The organism is Pseudomonas sp. 13B_3.2_Bac1 (assembly GCF_025466205.1).
In the GTDB taxonomy this organism is placed as follows: Bacteria; Pseudomonadota; Gammaproteobacteria; order Pseudomonadales; family Pseudomonadaceae; genus Aquipseudomonas; species Aquipseudomonas fluorescens_H.
On sequence record NZ_JANLOG010000117.1, the window covers coordinates 231354 to 250701 of the forward strand.

Annotated in this window: 18 protein-coding genes; 3 read left to right on the plus strand and 15 right to left on the minus strand. The window is 60.8% G+C overall.

Annotation, left to right across the window (positions count from 1 at the left end; translation table 11 throughout):
* Nucleotides 1-58 precede the first annotated feature (58 nt).
* Nucleotides 59-574: an Hcp family type VI secretion system effector gene (locus NTD85_RS20335; protein ID WP_003226246.1), complete on the minus strand. Its 516-nt coding sequence runs from the start codon at nt 572-574 to the stop codon at nt 59-61.
* 406 nt (nt 575-980) lie between these two features.
* Here NTD85_RS20335 and NTD85_RS20340 point away from each other — a divergent pair, with 406 nt between their 5' ends.
* Complete coding sequence (locus tag NTD85_RS20340) at nt 981-1658, plus strand: type 1 glutamine amidotransferase domain-containing protein (protein WP_262143043.1); 678 nt, start codon at nt 981-983, stop codon at nt 1656-1658.
* Nucleotides 1659-1766: 108 nt separating this feature from the next.
* Here the strand turns inward: NTD85_RS20340 and NTD85_RS20345 are convergent, their stop codons facing one another.
* The 6 genes from NTD85_RS20345 to NTD85_RS20370 all read right to left on the minus strand — a co-directional run bounded on the left by NTD85_RS20345 (nt 1767) and on the right by NTD85_RS20370 (nt 9599).
* A complete protein-coding gene (locus NTD85_RS20345) occupies nt 1767-3155 on the minus strand; it encodes a VOC family protein (protein WP_262143044.1) in 1389 nt (462 codons plus the stop codon).
* Nucleotides 3156-3243: 88 nt separating this feature from the next.
* On the minus strand, nt 3244-4464 hold the full coding sequence (gene glcF, locus NTD85_RS20350; protein ID WP_262143045.1) for a glycolate oxidase subunit GlcF: 1221 nt from the start codon (nt 4462-4464) through the stop codon (nt 3244-3246).
* Nucleotides 4465-4466: 2 nt separating this feature from the next.
* Nucleotides 4467-5516 carry a glycolate oxidase subunit GlcE gene (glcE, locus tag NTD85_RS20355; RefSeq protein WP_262143046.1) on the minus strand — a complete coding sequence of 350 codons (1050 nt, stop codon included), beginning with the start codon at nt 5514-5516 and terminating at the stop codon, nt 4467-4469.
* Nucleotides 5516-7015, minus strand: a complete 1500-nt coding sequence (gene glcD / locus NTD85_RS20360) for a glycolate oxidase subunit GlcD (protein ID WP_262143047.1) — start codon at nt 7013-7015, stop codon at nt 5516-5518. The genes glcE and glcD overlap by 1 nt, the downstream gene beginning before the upstream one ends.
* Nucleotides 7016-7199: 184 nt before the next feature.
* Nucleotides 7200-8126, minus strand: a complete 927-nt coding sequence (locus tag NTD85_RS20365) for an alpha/beta fold hydrolase (protein ID WP_262143048.1) — start codon at nt 8124-8126, stop codon at nt 7200-7202.
* Nucleotides 8127-8147: 21 nt separating this feature from the next.
* Nucleotides 8148-9599, minus strand: a complete 1452-nt coding sequence (locus NTD85_RS20370; protein WP_262143049.1) for a flavin-containing monooxygenase — start codon at nt 9597-9599, stop codon at nt 8148-8150.
* Nucleotides 9600-9768: 169 nt separating this feature from the next.
* Between NTD85_RS20370 and NTD85_RS20375 the strand changes: the two genes are divergently transcribed.
* Both NTD85_RS20375 and NTD85_RS20380 read left to right on the plus strand, forming a co-directional pair.
* Nucleotides 9769-10842, plus strand: a complete 1074-nt coding sequence (locus NTD85_RS20375) for a diguanylate cyclase (protein WP_103485090.1) — start codon at nt 9769-9771, stop codon at nt 10840-10842.
* Between the two features lie 208 nt (nt 10843-11050).
* A complete protein-coding gene (locus NTD85_RS20380; RefSeq protein WP_262143050.1) occupies nt 11051-12286 on the plus strand; it encodes a M20/M25/M40 family metallo-hydrolase in 1236 nt (411 codons plus the stop codon).
* A 186-nt stretch (nt 12287-12472) separates the two neighbouring features.
* Here NTD85_RS20380 and NTD85_RS20385 read toward each other — a convergent pair whose 3' ends face one another.
* The 8 genes from NTD85_RS20385 to NTD85_RS20420 all read right to left on the minus strand — a co-directional run bounded on the left by NTD85_RS20385 (nt 12473) and on the right by NTD85_RS20420 (nt 19344).
* A complete protein-coding gene (locus tag NTD85_RS20385) occupies nt 12473-12649 on the minus strand; it encodes a hypothetical protein (protein WP_003226222.1) in 177 nt (58 codons plus the stop codon).
* A complete protein-coding gene (locus NTD85_RS20390; RefSeq protein WP_262143051.1) occupies nt 12646-13326 on the minus strand; it encodes a transposase in 681 nt (226 codons plus the stop codon). Before NTD85_RS20390 ends, NTD85_RS20385 begins: the two co-directional genes overlap by 4 nt.
* Nucleotides 13323-14096 carry a hypothetical protein gene (locus tag NTD85_RS20395; RefSeq protein WP_201137208.1) on the minus strand — a complete coding sequence of 258 codons (774 nt, stop codon included), beginning with the start codon at nt 14094-14096 and terminating at the stop codon, nt 13323-13325. The genes NTD85_RS20390 and NTD85_RS20395 overlap by 4 nt, the downstream gene beginning before the upstream one ends.
* A gap of 148 nt (nt 14097-14244) precedes the next feature.
* Nucleotides 14245-14424, minus strand: a complete 180-nt coding sequence (locus NTD85_RS20400; RefSeq protein WP_262143052.1) for a hypothetical protein — start codon at nt 14422-14424, stop codon at nt 14245-14247.
* A 283-nt stretch (nt 14425-14707) separates the two neighbouring features.
* Complete coding sequence (locus NTD85_RS20405; RefSeq protein ID WP_003226214.1) at nt 14708-15577, minus strand: oxaloacetate decarboxylase; 870 nt, start codon at nt 15575-15577, stop codon at nt 14708-14710.
* A 185-nt stretch (nt 15578-15762) separates the two neighbouring features.
* On the minus strand, nt 15763-16797 hold the full coding sequence (astA, locus tag NTD85_RS20410; protein ID WP_262143053.1) for an arginine N-succinyltransferase: 1035 nt from the start codon (nt 16795-16797) through the stop codon (nt 15763-15765).
* Between the two features lie 61 nt (nt 16798-16858).
* A complete protein-coding gene (locus tag NTD85_RS20415; protein WP_262143054.1) occupies nt 16859-17875 on the minus strand; it encodes an arginine N-succinyltransferase in 1017 nt (338 codons plus the stop codon).
* Nucleotides 17876-17994: 119 nt separating this feature from the next.
* The gene (locus NTD85_RS20420) at nt 17995-19344 is read right to left on the minus strand and encodes an APC family permease (protein WP_103485096.1); all 1350 of its coding nucleotides are present in this window, start codon (nt 19342-19344) and stop codon (nt 17995-17997) included.
* Nucleotides 19345-19348: the final 4 nt, after the last annotated feature.

Genomic DNA, 19348 nt, shown 5'->3' on the forward strand with positions numbered 1-19348 from the left:
GGGGCGTAAACAACATCGACCAGCAGGGCTGGTCGATGCTTGTAACGATCAGCCGTAATTAAACGACTGGAGCACGCCAGTCATCGGAACCCGAAGTACCGGATACTTCGTGGGTCCAGGTGATTTTGCGGTAGGTGAACTGCACTTCTTCCAGGTGGGTGAAGTGCGAGTTGCCTGGATCCTGGCAGTTGTGCATTTTGTTGTTGATGGCGACGATGATCGCGTCTTCCAGTTTGGTGGTGTAGTAGTGCTCTTGAGTACCTTGAGCCGAAGTACGGTACCACTGGATAACGATTTCGCTCATGCGCTCGCCGGAGGTCAGAGCAGCTTGCAGCAGAGGCGAAGCCTTGTCGTAGACCTTGGTGATGATCACTGGCTTGTGAACGCGCTGACCGGTTGGCTGACCGGACTGTGGGTCACGCGGGATGATCACGTCGTGGCTGAAAGCCTGAACCATAACCTGGTCTTCGTGGCCTTCCTGGTAGGTGTTGCCAACGGAGTCGGCGGTGAAGGCGCCGGCAGTGATCAGGCCTTGTTTTTCGCCGGTAACCGACATGTACGCTGGTGTTGCCATGGGTGCTCTCCTTGCGGATAAATTTAGGGTGCCCGGGAGGCGAAATCGCCCGGTGGGTGCCTGACTGTTATCAAGGAGCGTGCCAGGTTTATCGAAGGTCCCGGCAGCCGGGGGTGAAGCAGCTCTAGCCTGCGTTATGACCGATGTTTTTTGCTGTATCGAGGAGGAAAGTGCGCAACTTCTTGCGCAGTACTGCGCAAGAAGTTGCGCACTCGGCTGTAAGCCAAGCCAGTCAAGGCCTACAGCGCGATGATCAGTCTTTTTCGCCGAGCGAGTGCGCAAGAAGTTGCGCAGTAAGGCCAAGTGCCAGCGTCGAGCGCTTGAAACGATTCGCCCTGCGCGACGGTCAATCACTCACGACCGCGCCAACGGCGTCCGCACCTTCCCCACAGCGAGTGAGAACGATATGAAAATCCTGATGGTTTTAACGTCCCACGATCAATTGGGTGATACCGGCAAGAAAACCGGTTTCTGGCTGGAAGAATTCGCCGCGCCGTATTACGTATTCAAGGATGCCGGCGCGCAACTGACGCTGGCCTCGCCCAAGGGTGGCCAGCCACCGCTGGACCCGAAGAGTGACGAACCGGACGCGCAGACCGCCGCGACCGAGCGCTTTCGCAAGGATTCCGCCGCCCAGTCGGCACTGTCCTCCACGGTCAAACTGGACACGGTGAAGGCTGCTGATTTCGATGCGGTGTTCTATCCCGGCGGCCACGGCCCGCTGTGGGATCTGGCTGAAGACCGCCATTCGATTGCGTTGATTGAAGCGTTTTACAACAGTGGCAAACCAGTCGCGGCGGTGTGTCATGCGCCTGGTGTGCTGCGCCATGTCAAAGGTGCGGACAGTCAGCCGCTGGTCAACGGTAAGCAGGTGACCGGTTTCACCAACAGCGAAGAGGAGGCGGTAGGGCTGACCAACGTGGTGCCGTTTCTGGTGGAGGATGAGCTCAAGGCCAAGGGCGGGATTTTCTCCAAGGGCGCCGATTGGTCGAGCTATACCCGTGAAGACGGGTTGTTGCTGACGGGGCAGAATCCGGCATCTTCGGAGGAGACGGCGTTCGCGCTGTTGTCGCGGTTGCGCTGATAGCAACATTGATTTTGTGGCGAGGGAGCTTGCTCCCGCTGGAGTGCGCAGCGCTGCCAAAACGAGGGCCGCTTCGCAGCCCAGCGGGAGCAAGCTCCCTCGCCACAGTCAGATCAGCTTCAACCCTAGTACTTGCGCACATTCTTCAATCGAGCGCCGCTGCGTCTCAGCGTACAACCCCAGCTCATCAATGGTCGCGCGGCCCAAGGCCTGTTCGAATGCCTGACGGTTTGAGTGTTCGCCATAGTGTGTCTGCGCGGCATCCCCAAGGTTCGACTGAAAAATCCCCGCCGCACTCACCGGCAGGAAATCTTCGTACACCAACGGTTCAGCTTTCACATGGCCATCGCGGAGCAAATCCTCCAGCGATGCCGACTTAAGGCTACCCGCTGCCAGGCCTTTTTCCGTAGGGAAGTAGCGAAAGTACGCCAGTCCCTGTTCACGCATGCCGTCGACGCTGTCAGGAAATTCGCCAAAGTGCTGAGTCATCAGCGCGTTGTAGCGTGCGGCGTTGCCTTCGTTGGGGAAGTCACCGAGTTCATCGCGGGCGGCATTCAGCAAACGGTCATACAGCGCTCGCCCCTTGGGAGTCAGCGCCGCACCGCGTTGTTCGATTTCGCCGAAGCGCGCGCTGTGGCTGCCGTGGGTATCAGTCTGATCGGTGAAGGCAATCGGCTCGTCGAGCGCTTTGAAACTGGTCTGGCGCAGGAGGATCGGGCATTGCCGGCGCGGCGGGCCTTCGATCACTGCTTTCGGGGTGATGCCATGTAGCGGCATCTGCGCCTGGACGATGTCGATGTCCAGGGTGCGCGGGGTCAGGTGATTGATGTGCGGGCCTTTGAACGCCACCACATCAGCGATCAAACGGTGCTGGGCGCTAAGGGTCTGGTACTGCGCGGCGGTGACGGTTGCGCTGTGATGCCAGCGAAAGGTCTCCAGTGCCTGTAGGACGAATTGCGCCGCGTCATCCTCATTCAGCCCACCAGCTGACTCAGCCTGCTCGATCAGCCGCAATGCCGTAGGGGTAAAGATCGAACGCTGGTTCAGCACCGATTCGGCAAACGCGCGGAGCTCGGGATCCTCGATCAGTTCCAAGCGCAGCAACGAGGTGAACACCCGAAACGGACTGATCTGCAGCGCCGCTTCATGCACTGCGCGAAACGCCGTGGAGTGCACCGGCACACCCGCCGGAGTCAGGTCGTAATAACCCACCGGTTGCATGCCCATCATCGCGAACAGGCGGGCGAGGGTCGCCAGCTCTTTGGCCGTGCCGACGCGGATGGCGCCGTGGCGTTCCATGTCCAGCCGTTCGATTTCACCGGTGCTGTCGAGCTGCCGTGCGATGTCCGGCTGAGCGGCGAGCACTTCGCGATTGGTCTGTTCCACCAGTTCCATCAGCGCGCCGTACAGCGGCACTTCTTCGCGGTACATGTCGGACATCGCTTTGGAGAAGCGTTGGCGGATCAGGTCGGGGCTGACGAAAGGCTGCACGGTCATGAAAAAAATTCCTGCCACGGTCACGTAATGGATGGAGGAAAAGATCGCAGCCTTCGCGGACGGCGGCAAACGAAGAATCCTACGAACTTCATTCTGCCAACGACTGATCCACCAGTTCGATCCAGTGCAAAACCTGGGTGCGCCCGGCGCCGGCCAGATGATTCTGGCAACCGATGTTGGAGGTGACGATCAGGTCCGGGCGATCGCTCTCCAAGGCGTTGAGGCGGTTGTCGCGCAGTTGCCGGGCAAGGGTCGGTTGCGTCAGCGAATAGGTGCCGGCCGAACCGCAGCACAAATGCCCGTCCGGCACCGCCGTGAGGTTGAAGCCCAGCCGGGTCAACAGTGTCTCCACCGCGCCGCCGAGTTTCAGCGCATGTTGCAGAGTGCAGGGGCAATGCACGGCGATCCGGCGTTGGCTGGCGGCGCACACTGTCTCCAGAGGTTCCTGCGCGAGCATCTGCACCAGATCCAGTGTCCGTTCGCTGATCTGCCGCGCCTTGTCGGCGTAGCGCGGATCCTGCGCCAGCAAATGCCCGTAATCCTTGATGAAGGCGCCGCAACCGCTGGCCGTCTGCACGATGGCTTCGGCGCCGTTTTCCAGGTGCGGCCACCAGGCATCGATGTTCTGCCGCGCGCGATCGAGGCCTTTGGCCTGGGCGTCGAGGTGATAGTCCAGTGCGCCACAGCAACCGGCCTCGGCCACCGGGGTGACGCTGATCCCCAGTCGATCGAGCACCCGCGCTGTCGCGTCGTTGGTGTTCGGCGACAGGCCCGGTTGCACGCAGCCTTCGAGCAACAGCACCCGCCGCGCATGGCGCGGAGCAGGGCGTGAGCCGGATGCTGACGAGCGCTGCGGCAATTTGCTTTCGAACAGGCGCGGCAGCAAAGGCCGGAACGTCGTGCCGACCCGCAGCAAGCCCTTGAACACGCCGGGATTCGGCGCCAGTGCGCGCAAGCCCTCGCGCAACAAGCGCTGGGCGGCTGAGCGCAGCACCGCTTGATCGACCACCGCCCGCCCGATATCCAGCAGGTTGTGATAGTCGACACCGGAAGGGCAGGTGGTTTCGCAGTTGCGGCACGATAGGCAGCGATCCAGATGCAACTGCGTCTGCGCGGTGGCCGCTGCGCCTTCGAGCACTTGCTTGATCAGATAGATGCGTCCGCGCGGCCCGTCGAGTTCATCGCCGAGCAACTGGTAGGTCGGACAGGTGGCGTTGCAAAACCCGCAATGCACGCAGGTGCGGAGGATCTTTTCTGCCTCGGCGGCGCGCGGCAGGCGTCGGGACTGTTCGCTGAGGGTGGTTTGCATGGCTAAAACTCCGCGTACATCCGGCCGGGGTTGAACAGCCCTTGCGGGTCGAGTTGCGCCTTGAGTTGCCGGTGATAACGCATCAGCGTGCGCGGCAGCGGCTGGAACGGTGTGTCGCTGGCGCCATGAGTGAAGCAGGTGGCGTGCCCGCCGAGTTCCTGGGCGAGGATCTGGATGTGTTCGTGATCGGATTTCAGCCAGCGTTGCGCACCGGCCCAGTCGATCAACTGCTGGCCGGGCAAGTCCTGCGGCCCGAGATTGTTCGGCAGTGACAGGCGCCAGAGCGGCAGGCCTTCGTCGAAAAAGTCCAGGCGTTGCTCGTTCAAGTCGCGCCAGAAAGCCGAGTCCAGCGGTTCGCCGCCGAGGCGTTGATGCGCAGCGGTTACCGAGCCTTCGCCACCCTCAAGGCGCAGATACAGGCTTTGCCCGTCATGACAGGCGCCGCTGATCGGCAACGGTTGCTGGCCCCACTCGGCAAGCCGCGCCAGCGCCCGGGCGCAATCGAGGTCGAGGCGGATGCTCAGGCACTGGCGCGGTTTCGGCAGGACTTTCAGCGACACTTCGGTGAGCACGCCGAGGCAGCCGAAACTGCCGGTCAACAGGCGCGAGAGGTCGTAGCCGGCGACGTTTTTCATCACCTCGCCACCGAAGCGCAGGTGTTGGCCGAGCCCGGTGATGACCCGAGTGCCGAGAACAAAATCGCGCACCGAACCTGACCATGGCCGCCGTGGCCCGGATAAACCGCAGGCAATCATCCCGCCCACCGTGGCGCTGTCGCCGAAGGCCGGCGGCTCGCACGGCAACATCTGCCCGGCCGCGTCGAGCGCCGCCAGCAATTCGCGTAACGGCGTACCGGCGCGCACGCTGACCACCAGCTCCGTCGGTTCATAGCGCACGATGCCGCGATGCGTGCGAACGTCGAGCACTTCACCGGCCACTTCGCGACCGAGAAACGCCTTGCTGTTGCCGCCCTGAATCTTCAACGGCGTGGCGTTGGCCCGGGCCGCGTTGACCTGATCGAGCAGCGCGCCGCTGGCGTCGAAATCAGCCATCAGAAGCGCTCCAGTTCGGGGAATGGCAGTTGCCCGGCATGAATGTGCATGGCGCCGAATTCCGCGCAGCGATGCAGGGTCGGGATGTTCTTGCCGGGATTGAGCAGGCCTTGCGGGTCGAACGCGGCTTTTACCGCGTGGAACAGCGTCAGTTCAGCGCTGTTGAACTGCGCGCACATCTGATTGATTTTCTCGCGGCCGACCCCGTGTTCGCCGGTGATGCTGCCGCCGACCTGCACGCACAGTTCGAGAATCTTCCCGCCCAGCGCTTCAGCGCGATGCAGTTCGCCCGGTTGGTTGGCGTCGAACAGGATCAATGGGTGCATGTTGCCGTCGCCGGCATGGAACACGTTGGCCACGCGCAAGCCGTATTCGGCGCCAAGGCGGGCGATGCCTTGCAGCACGCCGGGCAACTCGCGGCGCGGGATGGTGCCGTCCATGCAGTAGTAGTCCGGCGACAAGCGACCGATCGCCGGAAAAGCGTTTTTGCGCCCGGCCCAGAAGCGCACGCGCTCGGCTTCATCGCGGGCCTGACGCACTTCGCTGGCACCGGCCCGGGTCATGACCTCGCGGACCCGCAGGCAATCGTCGTGGACATCGGCTTCGACGCCATCGAGTTCGCACAACAGGATTGCCTCGGCATCGACCGGGTAACCGGCGTGGATGAAGTCTTCGGCGGCGCGGATGGCGAGGTTGTCCATCATCTCCAGGCCACCGGGAATGATCCCCGCGGCGATGATGTCAGCCACGGCACGGCCAGCCTTTTCCACCGAGTCGAAACTGGCCAGCAGCACTTTGGCGACCTGCGGTCTGGGCAGCAGTTTGACCGTCACTTCGGTGATGATCCCCAGCAATCCCTCGGAACCGGTGAACAGCGCCAGCAAATCGAAACCCGGCGAATCGAGGGCGTCGCTGCCCAGCGTCAGGCGTTCGCCTTCGATGGTCAGCACTTCGATTTTCAGCAGGTTGTGCACGGTCAGACCGTATTTGAGGCAATGCACGCCACCGGCGTTTTCCGCGACGTTGCCGCCGATCGAGCAGGCAATCTGCGAAGACGGGTCCGGCGCGTAATACAGGCCGAACGGCGCGGCTGCCTGAGAAATCGCCAGATTGCGCACCCCGGGTTGAACCCGCGCGGTGCGGGCCGCCGGGTCGATGTGCAGGATGTTGTTGAACCGCGCCATCACCAGCAGCAGGCCTTTTTCCAGCGGCAGCGCGCCGCCCGACAACCCGGTGCCGGCGCCACGGGCAACCACCGGCACGTTGTGTTGATGACAGAGCTTGAGCAGGGCCTGCACCTGATCGAGTCGCCGGGGCAGGGCCACCAGCATTGGCGTGGTGCGGTAGGCCGAGAGGCCGTCGCACTCGTACGGCTTGAGTTCGTCTTCGCGCCAGAGAATGTCGAGGTCCGGAACGGCGTGCTGCAGGGTTTTCAGCAGTTCAGCCTTGTTCACCTCCGGTAGCGGGCCATCGAGGCGTTCGTCGTAGAGAATGTTCATTCCGACCTTCCGAATCTTTGTCGCCGGGACGGTTTTTTGTGGCGAGGGAGCTTGCTCCCGCTGGGCTGCGCAGCAGACCTGAGATTGGTGCCGTGTCGAGGCAGGCAAGTCGCTTTCGCTGGATCAGGGCCGCTTCGCGCCCCAGCGGGAGCAAGCGCCCTCGCCACAAGGACTGTGGTGGCTGTCATCGCTGATTGCCCAGAAACTCCCGATACAACCGCGCAGTATTCCCCGGCTGTTCGACCATCGGCATGTGCCCGACGCCGTCCCACACTTCGACCCGCAGATTGGCGATACCCTTGCTCCACACCGGCACGCTGCTGACGTCGATCAAGCGATCCTTGCGGCCCCACAACAGCAAAGCCGGGCATTTGATCTCGGCCAGTTTCGGCTCCATCGGCGGGCTGGCACGAAAGTCGCGGAAGATCTCTTCCAGTTCATCACGCTGACGTTGGTAACGTTGGGCGATGGCGTCCAGTACCAGCCCGGGCACCCATGGCGGCGAGGCCATGGTCATGGCATAAAACTGCCGGAACTCTTCCCTCGAATTGATCAGGAACGGGTTATGCCCACGAGCCAGATGGCGCTCCATGTCGCTGGCTTCCGGCGCGGTGACGCCGGCCGGGTCGATCAGCGCCACCGAGGCGATCCGCTCCGGGTAGGTCGCTGCCAGCCACGCCGCGATGTAGCCGCCCATCGAGTTGCCGATCACGTGGACCTTCTCCACGCCGCAGACGTCGAGCAGCTGGATCATGCGCTTGGCCTGCAGCGGAATGTCGTAGCCGCCACCGGCCTTGAACCCGGTTTCACCGTGGCCGGCGAGGTCCGGGATGATCACCCGGTACTGGCGGACAAAGTGCCTGGCGAAGCGCAGCCACAGATTTTTCTCGGCGCTGTAGCCGTGCAGCATCAGGATCGCGCTGGCCGCTTCATAGGGGCCACCTTGCCAGGTCGACACCGTCATTTCGGCAATCGGCACCTCGATTTTGTGCAACTTGTACAACTTGGCCTCGAGCGCCGTGCTCAGGTCATACAGCCAATGCCCGACCGCCGGGTAACTCAACCAGCTCCAGGCCACGAAAACCGCGAGAGCGACAAACAGCACAAGCATCGACGTCTTCCTTTTACGTGTTCAGGACAGAATGTGGTCAGCCGGTTTCAGCGCCCGGGTCAACCGGTAGTAGCTGAAACTGAAGCCCGGAAATATCGCGATCACATGACCGCTCTTGCTCTGATACCAACTGTGACAGCCACCGGACTTCCATACCGTGCGTTCCATCTCACGGTGGATCATTGCAGTGTAGGTACGTTCCGCCTCGGGGCGCACTTCGATGCTGTGCAGGCCTTTTGACTGCAAGGTGTGGATGCAGTCGAGGATGTAGTTCATCTGCGCTTCGATGATGAACAGCGCCGAGGTATGCCCGATGCCGGTGTTGGGCCCGGTGACGATAAACAGGTTGGGAAAGTCCGGCAGGCTGGTGCCCAGGTAGGCGCGCGGGTACTGCGCCCAGACATCCTTGAGTTGCACGCCGTGCCTGCCGGTCACCGGATAGGAGACCACGCCGTCGGTGGCGTCGTAGCCGGTGGACCAGACAATCAGGTCGACGTCGATGTGTTGACCGTCCTGGGTCAGGATGCCGGTTTCGTCTAGCGCGGCGATGCCTTGCTCGCGGCTGTGCAGTGTGACGTTGGGCCGGGTCAGCGCCGGATAATAGGTGCTGGAAAGCAGGATGCGCTTGCAACCGATGGTGAAGTCCGGGGTGAGTTTTGCGCGCAATACCGGGTCCGGCACCTGTTGCTTGAGAAAACGCAGGGCCTGGCGCTGGACCAAATGAATCGCAGGTTTTGAGTATTTGAAGGCGATGACCCGGGTTTCGAATTGCCAGTAGAGTAGCCAGCGCAGCAGCTTGTAGGCCGGTTTCACCCCCAGCAGCCAGCGCTGGAAACGACCGAAGCGGCGATCGGCGCGCGGCAGCACCCAATGTGGCGTGCGCTGGAACACGTGCAGTTGCTCGACCTCAAGGGCTATCGCCGGAATGACCTGCGCGGCACTGGCGCCGCTGCCGACGATGGCCACGCGTTTACCCTTGTAGTCGTAGCTGTGATCCCAATTGTTTGTATGAAACGTCTTGCCCTGAAAGCGATCCAGGCCGGGGAAGGGTGGGATCACCGGTTGGCTCAACGGCCCGGAGGCGTTGATTACGAACTGCGCGTAGAAAATCCCTTGGCTGGTGTGCACCGCCCAGCGCTTTTCGGCGTCGTCCCATTCGATGCGTTCGACGTTGGTTTGCAGCTCCACGCGTTCGCGCAGACCGAAGCGCTCGATGACGTGTTCGGTGTAGCGATGCAATTCGGCCTGGGCGGCGAACATCTGCGTCCAGGGAAATGGTGCAAACGACAATGAGTAGAGCGGCGATGGCACATCCACCGCCGCGCCGGGGTAGGTGTTCTGGCACCAGGTGCCGCCGAAGAAATCCCGACGTTCCAGCAGGCGAAAATCGTCGATCCCGGCCTTGAGCAAGTTGACCGCCGCACATTGGCCGCCAAATCCGCTGCCGATGATCAACACTCGGTAGGTCTGCATGGGCCTCCTTCTTATAGTCGTTTTTCCGTTTTCGTCCTTTCAGGTATAGCTAAAAATTTGCATTGTGGGAGCGGGCTGGCCGGTGATGGCTATTTAACGGCTGCCTGTTAGACTTCCAGCACATCCGTCTGACGGTGTTCGCAGGTTCCGTTGAGTGCTCGAGGCCCTTATGCGAAACAAGGGGGGAAAGGGACTTTCATTGGCCAGGAGGCTTTATACATCGCGAACCCTCGGGCTGGTGCTGGGGCTGTTGTGCGTGAGCGCGGCGATGTACCCGCTCGACCCGCCGCTGTGGGTCTGGGCGTTGATGCTGTTCAATGGCTTGCTCTGGCCGCACCTGGCGTTTCAATGGGCCCGTCGTGCCAGCGTTCCTTACCATGCGGAACACCGCAATCTGTTGGTTGACGCCTTTATGGGCGGCTTCTGGGTCGCCGCCATGCAGTTCAATCCGCTGCCCAGCGCCACCACCGTTTCGATGATGGCGATGAATAATGTCGCCATCGGCGGTTTGCGTTTTCTCGCGGCGGGCCTGGCGGCGCAGATCCTCGGGATCGGCGTCGGCCTGGTGGTTTTCGCCCCGGCGTTTATCCCGCAAACCTCACCCTTGCAGCTGTATGCGTGCCTGCCGTTGCTGATGCTGTACCCGTTGGCGCTGGGCTGGATCTGCTTTCGCCAGGCCTCCACGCTGGGCCTGCACAAACGTGAGCTGCTGGCTTTGAGTCGCACTGACAGCCTAACCGGGCTGCTCAATCACGGCGCCTGGAAGGATCAACTGGAAGTCGAATTTCAGCGTTGCCGCCGACAGAAGCAAGGCGCGGCGATTGCGTTGATCGACATCGACCATTTCAAGGCGATCAACGACACCTATGGCCACGTCGCAGGTGACATCGTGTTGCGCCAGTTGAGCAAGATGCTCAAACAGAACCTGCGTGCGGCGGATGTCGCCGGGCGCTATGGCGGCGACGAGTTCTGTGTGATCCTGCCCGACCTGCCGCTGTTCAATGCCGCGCAGGCCATGGAAGCCTTGCGCGAGCGTTTCGCCACCCTGGGTTACGAGCAGAATCCGGCGCTCAAGGTCAGTTTGAGCATTGGTCTGGCGGCCTACGATCCGGGCCATGGCGACGCAACCCGTTGGCTCAATGAGGCCGATCAGGCGCTGTACGAGGCCAAGGCGACCGGGCGCAATCGAGTGATCTGCAACAGTGACGATCTGCCGAAGCAGGAGCTGCTCGATTCGGTCTGATCTATCACCGCCGTCCCCTGTGGGAGCGGGCCTGCTCGCGAAGGCGTTCTGTCAACGGCATTGATGTCGGCTGACACTCCGCTATTGCGAGCAGGCGAAGGCCTACAAGTGTTCGGTGTCGGCCGCAGAGATGTCGCTTCCGGTATAGAGCCTTGCGTCGATGTCAGGTACGGTTTGAGTCCCCCCGACGCGAAACAAGGATCGATTCATGACGTTCGCATTCCCCCGCTCCCTGCTGGCCGCCAGCCTCGGCCTGTCCCTCGCCTTCAGTGCTGCCGGCGCCTTCGCCGAACCGCACAAACAAGTGCTGGCCGACGCCGAACAGTATCAACCCGAAGCCCTGAAACTGCTGGAACGGCTGGTCAATATCGACTCCGGTTCCGGCTATGAGCCTGGGCTCAAGCAAGTCAGCGAGATCGCCATCGAGGAGTTGAAAAAACTCGGCGCCACCATCGAGCTGGTGCCCAATACCCCGGAAAAATCCAATCATGTGCTGGCCACTTTCAAAGGCACCGGCAAAGCGAAAATCCTCCTGATGGCGCACATGGACACGGTGTTCAAGGAAGGCTCCGCCGCCGAGCGCCCGTTCCGCATCAAGGACGGGCGTGCCTACGGGCCGGGGGTGATGGACGACAAGGGCGGCATCGTCGCCGGGATCTACGCTTTGAAGATTCTGAAGAATCTCGACTTCAAGGACTACGCGCAAATCACCTTCCTGCTCGATGCCAGCGAGGAAACCGGCTCGGACGTCGCCACCGACCTGATCAAGAAAACCGCCAAGGCGCATGACGTGACCCTCAACCTCGAACCGGGGCGGCCGGCCGATGGTCTGGTGGTGTGGCGCAAGGGCAGCGCGACGGCGCTGGTCGAGGTCAAGGGCAAAGCGGCGCATGCCGGGGTCGCACCGGAACTGGGGCGTAACGCGGCGATGGAAGCGGCGCACCAGATTCTGCAGTTGGGCAAACTCGGCGACGAGGCGAAGAAAACCACGATCAACTTCACTGTGCTCCAGGCCGGAGATCGCACCAACGTGATCCCGGATCACGCGACCGCCAAGGCTGACGTGCGCGCAGCCGTGCCGGAAGAATTCGACCGGATCGAGAAAGACCTGGCGCGGGTGTCGCAGGACAAGCTGATTCCGGAAACTGAAGTGACCACCAGCCTCAAGCGCGGGTTGCCACCGATGCCGCAGACGGCGGAGTCGGATCGCTTGATGGCCATGGCCCAGGGGATTTACGGCGAGATCGGCCGCAAGTTGACCGAGGAGGGCAGTGGTGGGGCGGCGGATGCCAGCCTGTCAGCCGGCGTGGGCACGCCGACGCTGGATGGTTTCGGGATAGTCGGCGGCAATATTCATACGCCGGAGGAATACGCCGAAGTGGCGAGCGTGACGCCACGGATTTATCTGTTGTCGCGGATGATCATGGAGCTGGCCAAGCGCTGACTCCCGCGGTTGGACGGTGCTGCAACTGACGCTTTCGCGAGCAAGCCCACTCCCACAGAGGATCTTCAGTGAACACAGCATTGGTGTTCGACACAGATCCACTGTAGGAGTGAGCCTGCTCGCGATGGCGTCACGCCGGCCGACGCACTACTTCTTGACCCTCATAGTGCGCCGGGCCAGCAAGAATCAAGCGGATTGCGGCATGTTCCAGAACTGCTTGATTTCGTGAATGTTGCCCACGTTGTAACGTGGAATGATGCCTGCACATGGCGATGCCGCAGCGGTTGCAACCGGTGTGTTGATGACGTTTGCGCCGGCGTGCAGCAGTGGGGTGTGGTTCCAGTTATCGAGTTGCTTGTTCATACAGATTTCCTTTCTGATTGAGTGAGCAGTGAAGTCTGCTCACGTTGTAGCCGGGACAGCAGGCTGTCATAGAGCGCTGTCTCCTGGCGGGCGATGCCGGGATAAGTCGGCACCAGATTGTCGTCGAAGCACCAGGCTTCTTCGGTTTTGGCTGCCTGCGGAGGATGAATAAGCAAACTCAGCGAGGCGGACATCGTTTCAGGGGGGAGCTGTTTGTGTACTTCCTTTAGTGGAAGCATGTGCAGCACCTCACCCGGAATAAGTTTAAGGATTCGTTCTTCGCCGAATTCGGGCCTTCTGCCAGCCTGCAGCGGCGCCTGATTCAGAATCTCTCGCGAAACGGTGGTGTAGCCGTCACCGCTGTAACCCACGCAATAGAGTTCGAAGTCATGGCTGTGGTTGAGGTCGTAGATAAAGGTTTCCCTTTCATCCCGTGACGTGACCGGCGACCAGAAACCCAGGCGAACGGTAAATAGATCGTTGGAGTGCAGGACAAATGCATAGGCCCCGTAAAGCCTGTTTTTGGTACTGAAACCGTCCTGTTGAATCGTGGTGTAGAGGTGTTCGCTCAACAACGTGCGGTTAGTTGCCAGTTGACGCAGATCTTCCACGATCCTTGAACTGTCCGTCTGCAGGTCGTAAGTCGCCATACGCTCAATAAATGTCTGCAGTTTCATGCCGCCTCACACTGGTCGAGTAAATGGTTCAGGCGACTGTCTTGCAGGTTTCTCAACAGCGGGGCGCAATTCAGTGCGGTCTGTCGATCCGTTCTGCTGATCATCTGAAAGGCCTTCCAGGCGACAGCGGGGTGATAGTGATAAATCAACTCCTGGGCCACTTTGCAGGCTCCGGGGTCCTGTGCCGCTTCAAGCAATTCAAGACTCACCAGAAAGCGCGCGGCGCTGTCGTCATGAGGGAACCAGCCGATTTTGCGCAATGAGCGAGGGTCGAACACACTGATGTCTGCGGTTCTATCGGGCAGATTGATGCTGCCGATAAACGCCGGGTGCCCGTTTCCTTCGGGATTGCTGTCGTACAGCGTTTTGCTGCCGTCGATGAACAACGGATTTTCGGCATCCACGATCACCTGCTCTGCGCGAGTCAGGTATTCACCGTCCAGCCGATAAAGCTGAATGGAATACGATTGCCCGTTGATGGCGAACAGAACGCTGTTTCCGGGTACGGAATAGAATTGCTCAGGCGCGGGTGCGTTATCAGGTGCCTTAAGGCTGATGTTTCCATCTTTGTTGCAATATAACGTCAAGGTTCCAGTGTGGATGTTCGTCGCTTTCATGATCGCGGCGTGACGGGATAAATTCTCGGTATCTGTTGCAGGTTCGGATAACTGGTCGGCCAGACGCTTTACTTCGTTCCCCATGTTTGTTGTCTTGATGCAGGTAATAAGCTGGTCAGGCGTCAAGTCTGGGTTGAGCAGGTTTTTTATCATGGGAAGTCGCTTTGTTTTTGTGCTGTCAAATGTACGTTTGCGAATATTTGATCAGGCGCAATAATCAGGGTTTGTTATTTTGTTTTGGTCAGCAGATGTCAGCGCTGAAGTTGCCTGAACGCTGACATCTGCGGTACAGCCCCGGGGGTTAAGCCTGAGGGGGCAGCGTACGGAGTTTCTTGATCTCGTGAAGGTTGCCGACGTTAAATCGCAGGCCGTCCCAGCCCGGGCAGTTGGCCGCATGGGCGGACCTGGTTGGCATGTTGATGACTTTGGTTTCTGCGCGCAGCAGAGGCGTTGTTTGCCAATTGGCAGTAACGGTTTTCATGACGAATCCTTGTCGTGAGTTGAGCGGAATATTGCTCGGTATATAAATTTAAGTTTGATATTCGGGTGTTAAGCTTTTTGCTGTTTAACGGTTTGCGATTATAAGGAGGCGATAGTTAATATCAACTCAGTAGTTGTTGTTAAATGTTGGTGTTTGTTTGTGGGTGTGTATCGCTGGGTAGAAGTTGAGGGCGATTAATTCGCCTGTCCTCGCAACTGGCCGGTGACATTGCGTCTACCGGCCATCTTTAGAGTTGCCCGAGGCTCTTCGGATCAGAGGGCAATCATTCCTTCACGCTCATGTATTCCTTCGCCCAGAGAATGTAATCCTCAGGCTGGGTGTAGGTGTGCGTGAGTTCCGTGGCGCTCAGGTCGGAGGCCTGGGTGAAGATCTGCCGCTGTTCGCGCAGGCTGTCGTACGTTGCCTTGATCGCCGCGAAATAGGCGCCATGGCCGTCGATGGTCACGCGTACGCCGAGTTCAGCCAGGCGCTTGTCGTCGCGCAGCGCCGGGTTGCCGTAGGTGACCAGCATCAGCGGGACGCTCAGGTGCTCGGCAATTTGCTCAAGCTGATCGAAGTCCTGCACGCCGACCATGCAGATGCCATCGGCACCGGCGGCCTGGTATTGCTTGGTACGGCTGATGATTTCCTGATTTGGCAGGATCCCGGCGTTGGTGCGGGCGATGATCGCCATTTCCGAATCGACCCGGGCTTCCAGCGCCGCGCGGATCTTGCCGACGCCTTCGGCGACCGAGATCAGGTCGGTGGATTTGCGGCCGAATTGCGCCGGCAGCAGGGTGTCTTCGATGGTCAGGGCGGCGACGCCGGCGCGTTCCAGTTCGACGATGGTGCGCATCACGTTAAGGGCGTTGCCGTAGCCGTGGTCGGCGTCGGCGATCACCGGCAGTTGGGCGACACGGCCGATGCGGGTGGCCTGTTCGGCGAACTCGCTGAGGGTGATCAGGGCAAAGTCGGGGGCGCCCAGCACCTGCAACGAGGCCACGGAGCCGCCGAGGATCCCCACTTCAAAACCCAGGTCTGCGGCAATGCGCGCGGACATCGGATCGAACACCGAGGCGGTGTGGTAGCAGGTGTCCGAAGCCAGCAATTGACGGAAGTTACGGCGCAAATCTTGATGGGAAAGCCTGGTCATACGAGTTCCACCAATACAAAGGAATGGAACGGCTTGAGCAAAGGTGTCAACGCCGAAGAATGAAAAGGCTATCACGCGAATGGGTCAAGGTTCATGACGAATTTGCGAGTGAGGCGTTGATGATGGTTCCAGCGGCTGAAAGGTTTCATCTGCAATCAGCGGATTTCCAGTGGCAGGGCCCGAGTTCAGGCCGCTACCGCCTGTTGCTGTTGCCTGGGCAGCAGCACTGCGCGCACCGAATTGCCCGGTTGCAACTGGAGGCGTTTGGCGGTGAGGCGGTCGACCACCAGGGTATTGCCGACCTGACGACCGGCGGCCACGGTGATGCGGCAGTTCTCCAGGCGACGGTTGTGGATCAGCCATAAGGGGGCCTGTTCGTCCGGCGTGCCAAGGCTCAGAGTCAGCGCCAGGCTGTCGCGCACGGTACGAATGCCGCCGATCGGCGCTTCGATCACCGGGCCGCCGTCGAAGATGTCGATGTAGCCCTTATGCGTGAAACCTTCTGCGCGGAGGATCTTCAGCGCCGGTTCGGTGTTGGGGTGCGGTTGGCCGATGACCGCTTGCGCCTGCTCGGTGAGCATGCAGGTGTACAACGGCTGGCGCGGCATCAGTTCGGCGATGAACGACTTGTTGCCCAGGCCCGACAAGTGGTCGGCGTGGCTGAAATCCATCTTGAAAAAGTGCCGGCCGAGGCTGTCCCAGAACGGCGAGCAACCGAGCTCATCGGCACTGCCGCGCAGTTCGGCGATCATCTTCTCGCCAAACAGCTGCGGGAATTCGGCGACGAACAGCAGGCGCCCCAACGACAGCAATCGACCGTTGCTGCCTTGGCGGTGTTCAGGGTGCAGGAACAGCGAACACAGTTCCGACTGGCCCGTCAGCTCATTGTTGAGAAACAGTGTAGGGATCTGCCGCGAAATGCCCAGATCCGGTGCCGAACTCACGGTCAGGCCGACCCGGTAGTTGTACCACGGCTCGCGCAGGCCGACCGCGCCGGTCAGGGCGCTGACGCCGACCACACGCAGGTCGTCGTCTTCGAGCACGAACAGATAATCGGCATCGGCGCGTTCTACCTGTTCGGCGAACGCGCGCTGGGCCCAGCGCACCCGGTGGGCGAGGCGATCCTCATTGGCCGGCAGGGTGGTGAACCCCGGGCCGGCCTGTTGCACCAGGGTCATCAGCGCTGGCAGGTCGCTGACTTTGACCGGACGGACGATCATGCGGTAACTCCTTGTACGCGCCTGTTCGGGCACTGTCGTTGGGTGAGCAGCCGGGGGCGGTTCACAGGGCTATCAGCCTGATCGTGCTGCCATCGGTGACCTTCAGTGCGGCACACAGATCCGGCGTCAGCGACAGCGGTTGCTCAGGCTGGTAATCCAGTTCGGCGACGATGGCCCGGAAGCCGTGCAGTGCGTCGTTGCTCAACAGATAACGGCCACGCGCGTCGATCGGCGCTTGCTGGCGCACGGTGGCGGTCTGGCTGTGGGCGATCGAACGGATGTTCGCGGTGCGCGCATACAGGGTTGGACCCGCATCAAACAGATCGATGTAGCTGTTGGTTTCAAAGCCTTCACGTTCGAGGATGTCGAACGCTTCTTGGCCATCCGGGTGAATCCGGCCGATGCATTCCTGCGCCGCCAGGGGCAGCATCGGCACATAAATCGGGTACTGCGGCATCAGTTCGGCGAGAAACGTGCGACTTTGCAGACCGCACAGGCGCTCGGCCTCGACGTAGGGCAGGTCGAAGAAGTGCTTGCCCAGTGCATCCCAGAACGGCGAATGACCGTTCTCGTCGCTGTAGCCGACGATTTCGGTGATCACCGCATCGGCGAAACGTTGTGCGTGAGCGGCGATGAACAGCAGCCGCGCCCGCGACAGCAATTCGGAAAAGGCGCTGCGCACCAGCGCGTTGTCGATGTGAAAACCGCGCAGCAGGGTGTGGTCGTTGAGGTCGTGACACAGCGACAGCGCCGGCACCCCGTGCTCGATGTTCAGCTCCCGCGAGGCACTGGTGAAGTGGCGGTTGCGCAGGCTGTAGAACGGTTCGTTGAAACCGGCAGTGGCAAGGATCTCCGAGCAGCCGACCAGCCGCCGAGTGTCGAGGTCTTCCAGGACGAAGAAGTAGTTCTCCGGGCCTTGCGCCTGAATGTCGCTGTCGAACGAGGCGCAGGAACCGGCGATTTTTTCGCGCAGGCGTTCGCTGTCGTCCGGCAGCGACGTAACGCCGACCAGACTGTCGCGGGCCAGTTGCTGCAATTGCGGCAGGTCGGTTGGCTCGACTGGGCGTAAGACCAGCATGGATGCACTCCTGTATCAAAGGGTCCGGTGATCCCCACCGAACCTGACTATCACTGTCGGTTGCCACGCTTTAAAGCGGCGGTCGCCTGATTTGTTGTCAGACGCCGCTCTTTTTCTTGTCAGCCATTGCTCGGGTCAGGCAGCGCGGTGCTGGCGCCGAGTTTGTTCAGGAAGAACAGGTACACCAGACCCAGAGCGATCCAGATCAGGCCGAGTTTCTGCGCATCGACGCCCATGTTGTACATGATGGCGGCGACGATGATGAAGCCGATCACCGGGCAGATCAGATGGCGCACCACCTGACCGGACTTCTGCCGACGCCAGTAGTAGTTGATCACTGTCAGGTGCAGCAGCATGAAACCGCTGAGGGCTCCGAAGTTGACCAGCGAGGTCAGGGTGTCCACCGAGTTGATGAACAGGTAGCAGATCACCAGCGACAGCACCGCCACCAGATAAATGCTCAGGTACGGGGTGTTGTGCTTCGGGTGCACCTTGGCCAGCACTTTCGGCAACTTGCCATCCCGAGCCATGCCGAACAGCAGGCGCGACACCGCGGCTTGCGAGGTGATCGCCACCGCAACGCCCCAGGCCAGCGCGGTTGCAACACCGGTCAGGGTTGCCAGCCAACTGCCGGCCGCGATTTCGGCGATTTCATAGAACGCGGTGTCGGCGGACTTGAAGCCCATGCCGGCGGCCAGATCGGTGGCGATCCAGGTTTGCGCGACGAAAATCACGCCCATCACCACCAGGGTGATCAGCGCTGCACGGCCGACGCTTTTGCCCGGGTCACCCTTGATTTCTTCAGCCAGGGTCGAGATTGCATCGAAGCCGAGGAACGACAGTACGGCAATCGACACGGCCTGCATCAGCAGAGCGAAGTTGAATGTTTCCGGGTGATACAGCGGCGCCAGGGTCAGCTCGCCGTTGCCGCCGCCGTTGTGCAGGGCATTCCAGGCGTAGAACAGGAAGATCCCCAGCACCACCAGCTGCGCCAGCAGGAAAATGATGTTCATCCGTGCGGTGAAGGTGATGCCGCGCAGGTTGACGAATGTCGCGCTGACCAGGAACGCCAGAATGAAACCGACCTTCGGAATGTCCGGGTACAGATGGTTGAGGGCCATTGCCGCGTAGACGTACAGCAGCGGCGGAATCAGCAGGTAGTCGAGCAGCATCAGCCAGCCGGCGATGAACCCGACGTGTTGATTGAGGCCGCGTTGCGCGTAGGAATATACCGAACCGGCGATCGGAAACGCCTTGGCCATGCTGCCGTAGCTCAGTGCAGTGAACAGCATCGCGACCATGCCGATGATATAAGCCAGTGGCACCATCCCGGGTGCCTCGGCATTGACGTAGCCATACACGCCAAACGGGGCGATGGGGATCATGAAGATCATCCCGTACACCACCAGGTCGGTCAGTGTCAGGCTACGTTTCAACTCCTGTTTGTAGCCGAACTGTTCTATTTCCATGAAG

Bases quoted from the DNA above. Each gene is read 5' to 3' on its own strand.
- NTD85_RS20335 (WP_003226246.1), bottom strand. From the start codon at position 574: ATGGCAACACCAGCGTACATGTCGGTTACCGGCGAAAAACAAGGCCTG.
- NTD85_RS20340 (WP_262143043.1), top strand. From the start codon at position 981: ATGAAAATCCTGATGGTTTTAACGTCCCACGATCAATTGGGTGATACC.
- NTD85_RS20345 (WP_262143044.1), bottom strand. From the start codon at position 3,155: ATGACCGTGCAGCCTTTCGTCAGCCCCGACCTGATCCGCCAACGCTTC.
- glcF (WP_262143045.1), bottom strand. From the start codon at position 4,464: ATGCAAACCACCCTCAGCGAACAGTCCCGACGCCTGCCGCGCGCCGCC.
- glcE (WP_262143046.1), bottom strand. From the start codon at position 5,516: ATGGCTGATTTCGACGCCAGCGGCGCGCTGCTCGATCAGGTCAACGCG.
- glcD (WP_262143047.1), bottom strand. From the start codon at position 7,015: ATGAACATTCTCTACGACGAACGCCTCGATGGCCCGCTACCGGAGGTG.
- NTD85_RS20365 (WP_262143048.1), bottom strand. From the start codon at position 8,126: ATGCTTGTGCTGTTTGTCGCTCTCGCGGTTTTCGTGGCCTGGAGCTGG.
- NTD85_RS20370 (WP_262143049.1), bottom strand. From the start codon at position 9,599: ATGCAGACCTACCGAGTGTTGATCATCGGCAGCGGATTTGGCGGCCAA.
- NTD85_RS20375 (WP_103485090.1), top strand. From the start codon at position 9,769: ATGCGAAACAAGGGGGGAAAGGGACTTTCATTGGCCAGGAGGCTTTAT.
- NTD85_RS20380 (WP_262143050.1), top strand. From the start codon at position 11,051: ATGACGTTCGCATTCCCCCGCTCCCTGCTGGCCGCCAGCCTCGGCCTG.
- NTD85_RS20385 (WP_003226222.1), bottom strand. From the start codon at position 12,649: ATGAACAAGCAACTCGATAACTGGAACCACACCCCACTGCTGCACGCC.
- NTD85_RS20390 (WP_262143051.1), bottom strand. From the start codon at position 13,326: ATGAAACTGCAGACATTTATTGAGCGTATGGCGACTTACGACCTGCAG.
- NTD85_RS20395 (WP_201137208.1), bottom strand. From the start codon at position 14,096: ATGATAAAAAACCTGCTCAACCCAGACTTGACGCCTGACCAGCTTATT.
- NTD85_RS20400 (WP_262143052.1), bottom strand. From the start codon at position 14,424: ATGAAAACCGTTACTGCCAATTGGCAAACAACGCCTCTGCTGCGCGCA.
- NTD85_RS20405 (WP_003226214.1), bottom strand. From the start codon at position 15,577: ATGACCAGGCTTTCCCATCAAGATTTGCGCCGTAACTTCCGTCAATTG.
- astA (WP_262143053.1), bottom strand. From the start codon at position 16,797: ATGATCGTCCGTCCGGTCAAAGTCAGCGACCTGCCAGCGCTGATGACC.
- NTD85_RS20415 (WP_262143054.1), bottom strand. From the start codon at position 17,875: ATGCTGGTCTTACGCCCAGTCGAGCCAACCGACCTGCCGCAATTGCAG.
- NTD85_RS20420 (WP_103485096.1), bottom strand. From the start codon at position 19,344: ATGGAAATAGAACAGTTCGGCTACAAACAGGAGTTGAAACGTAGCCTG.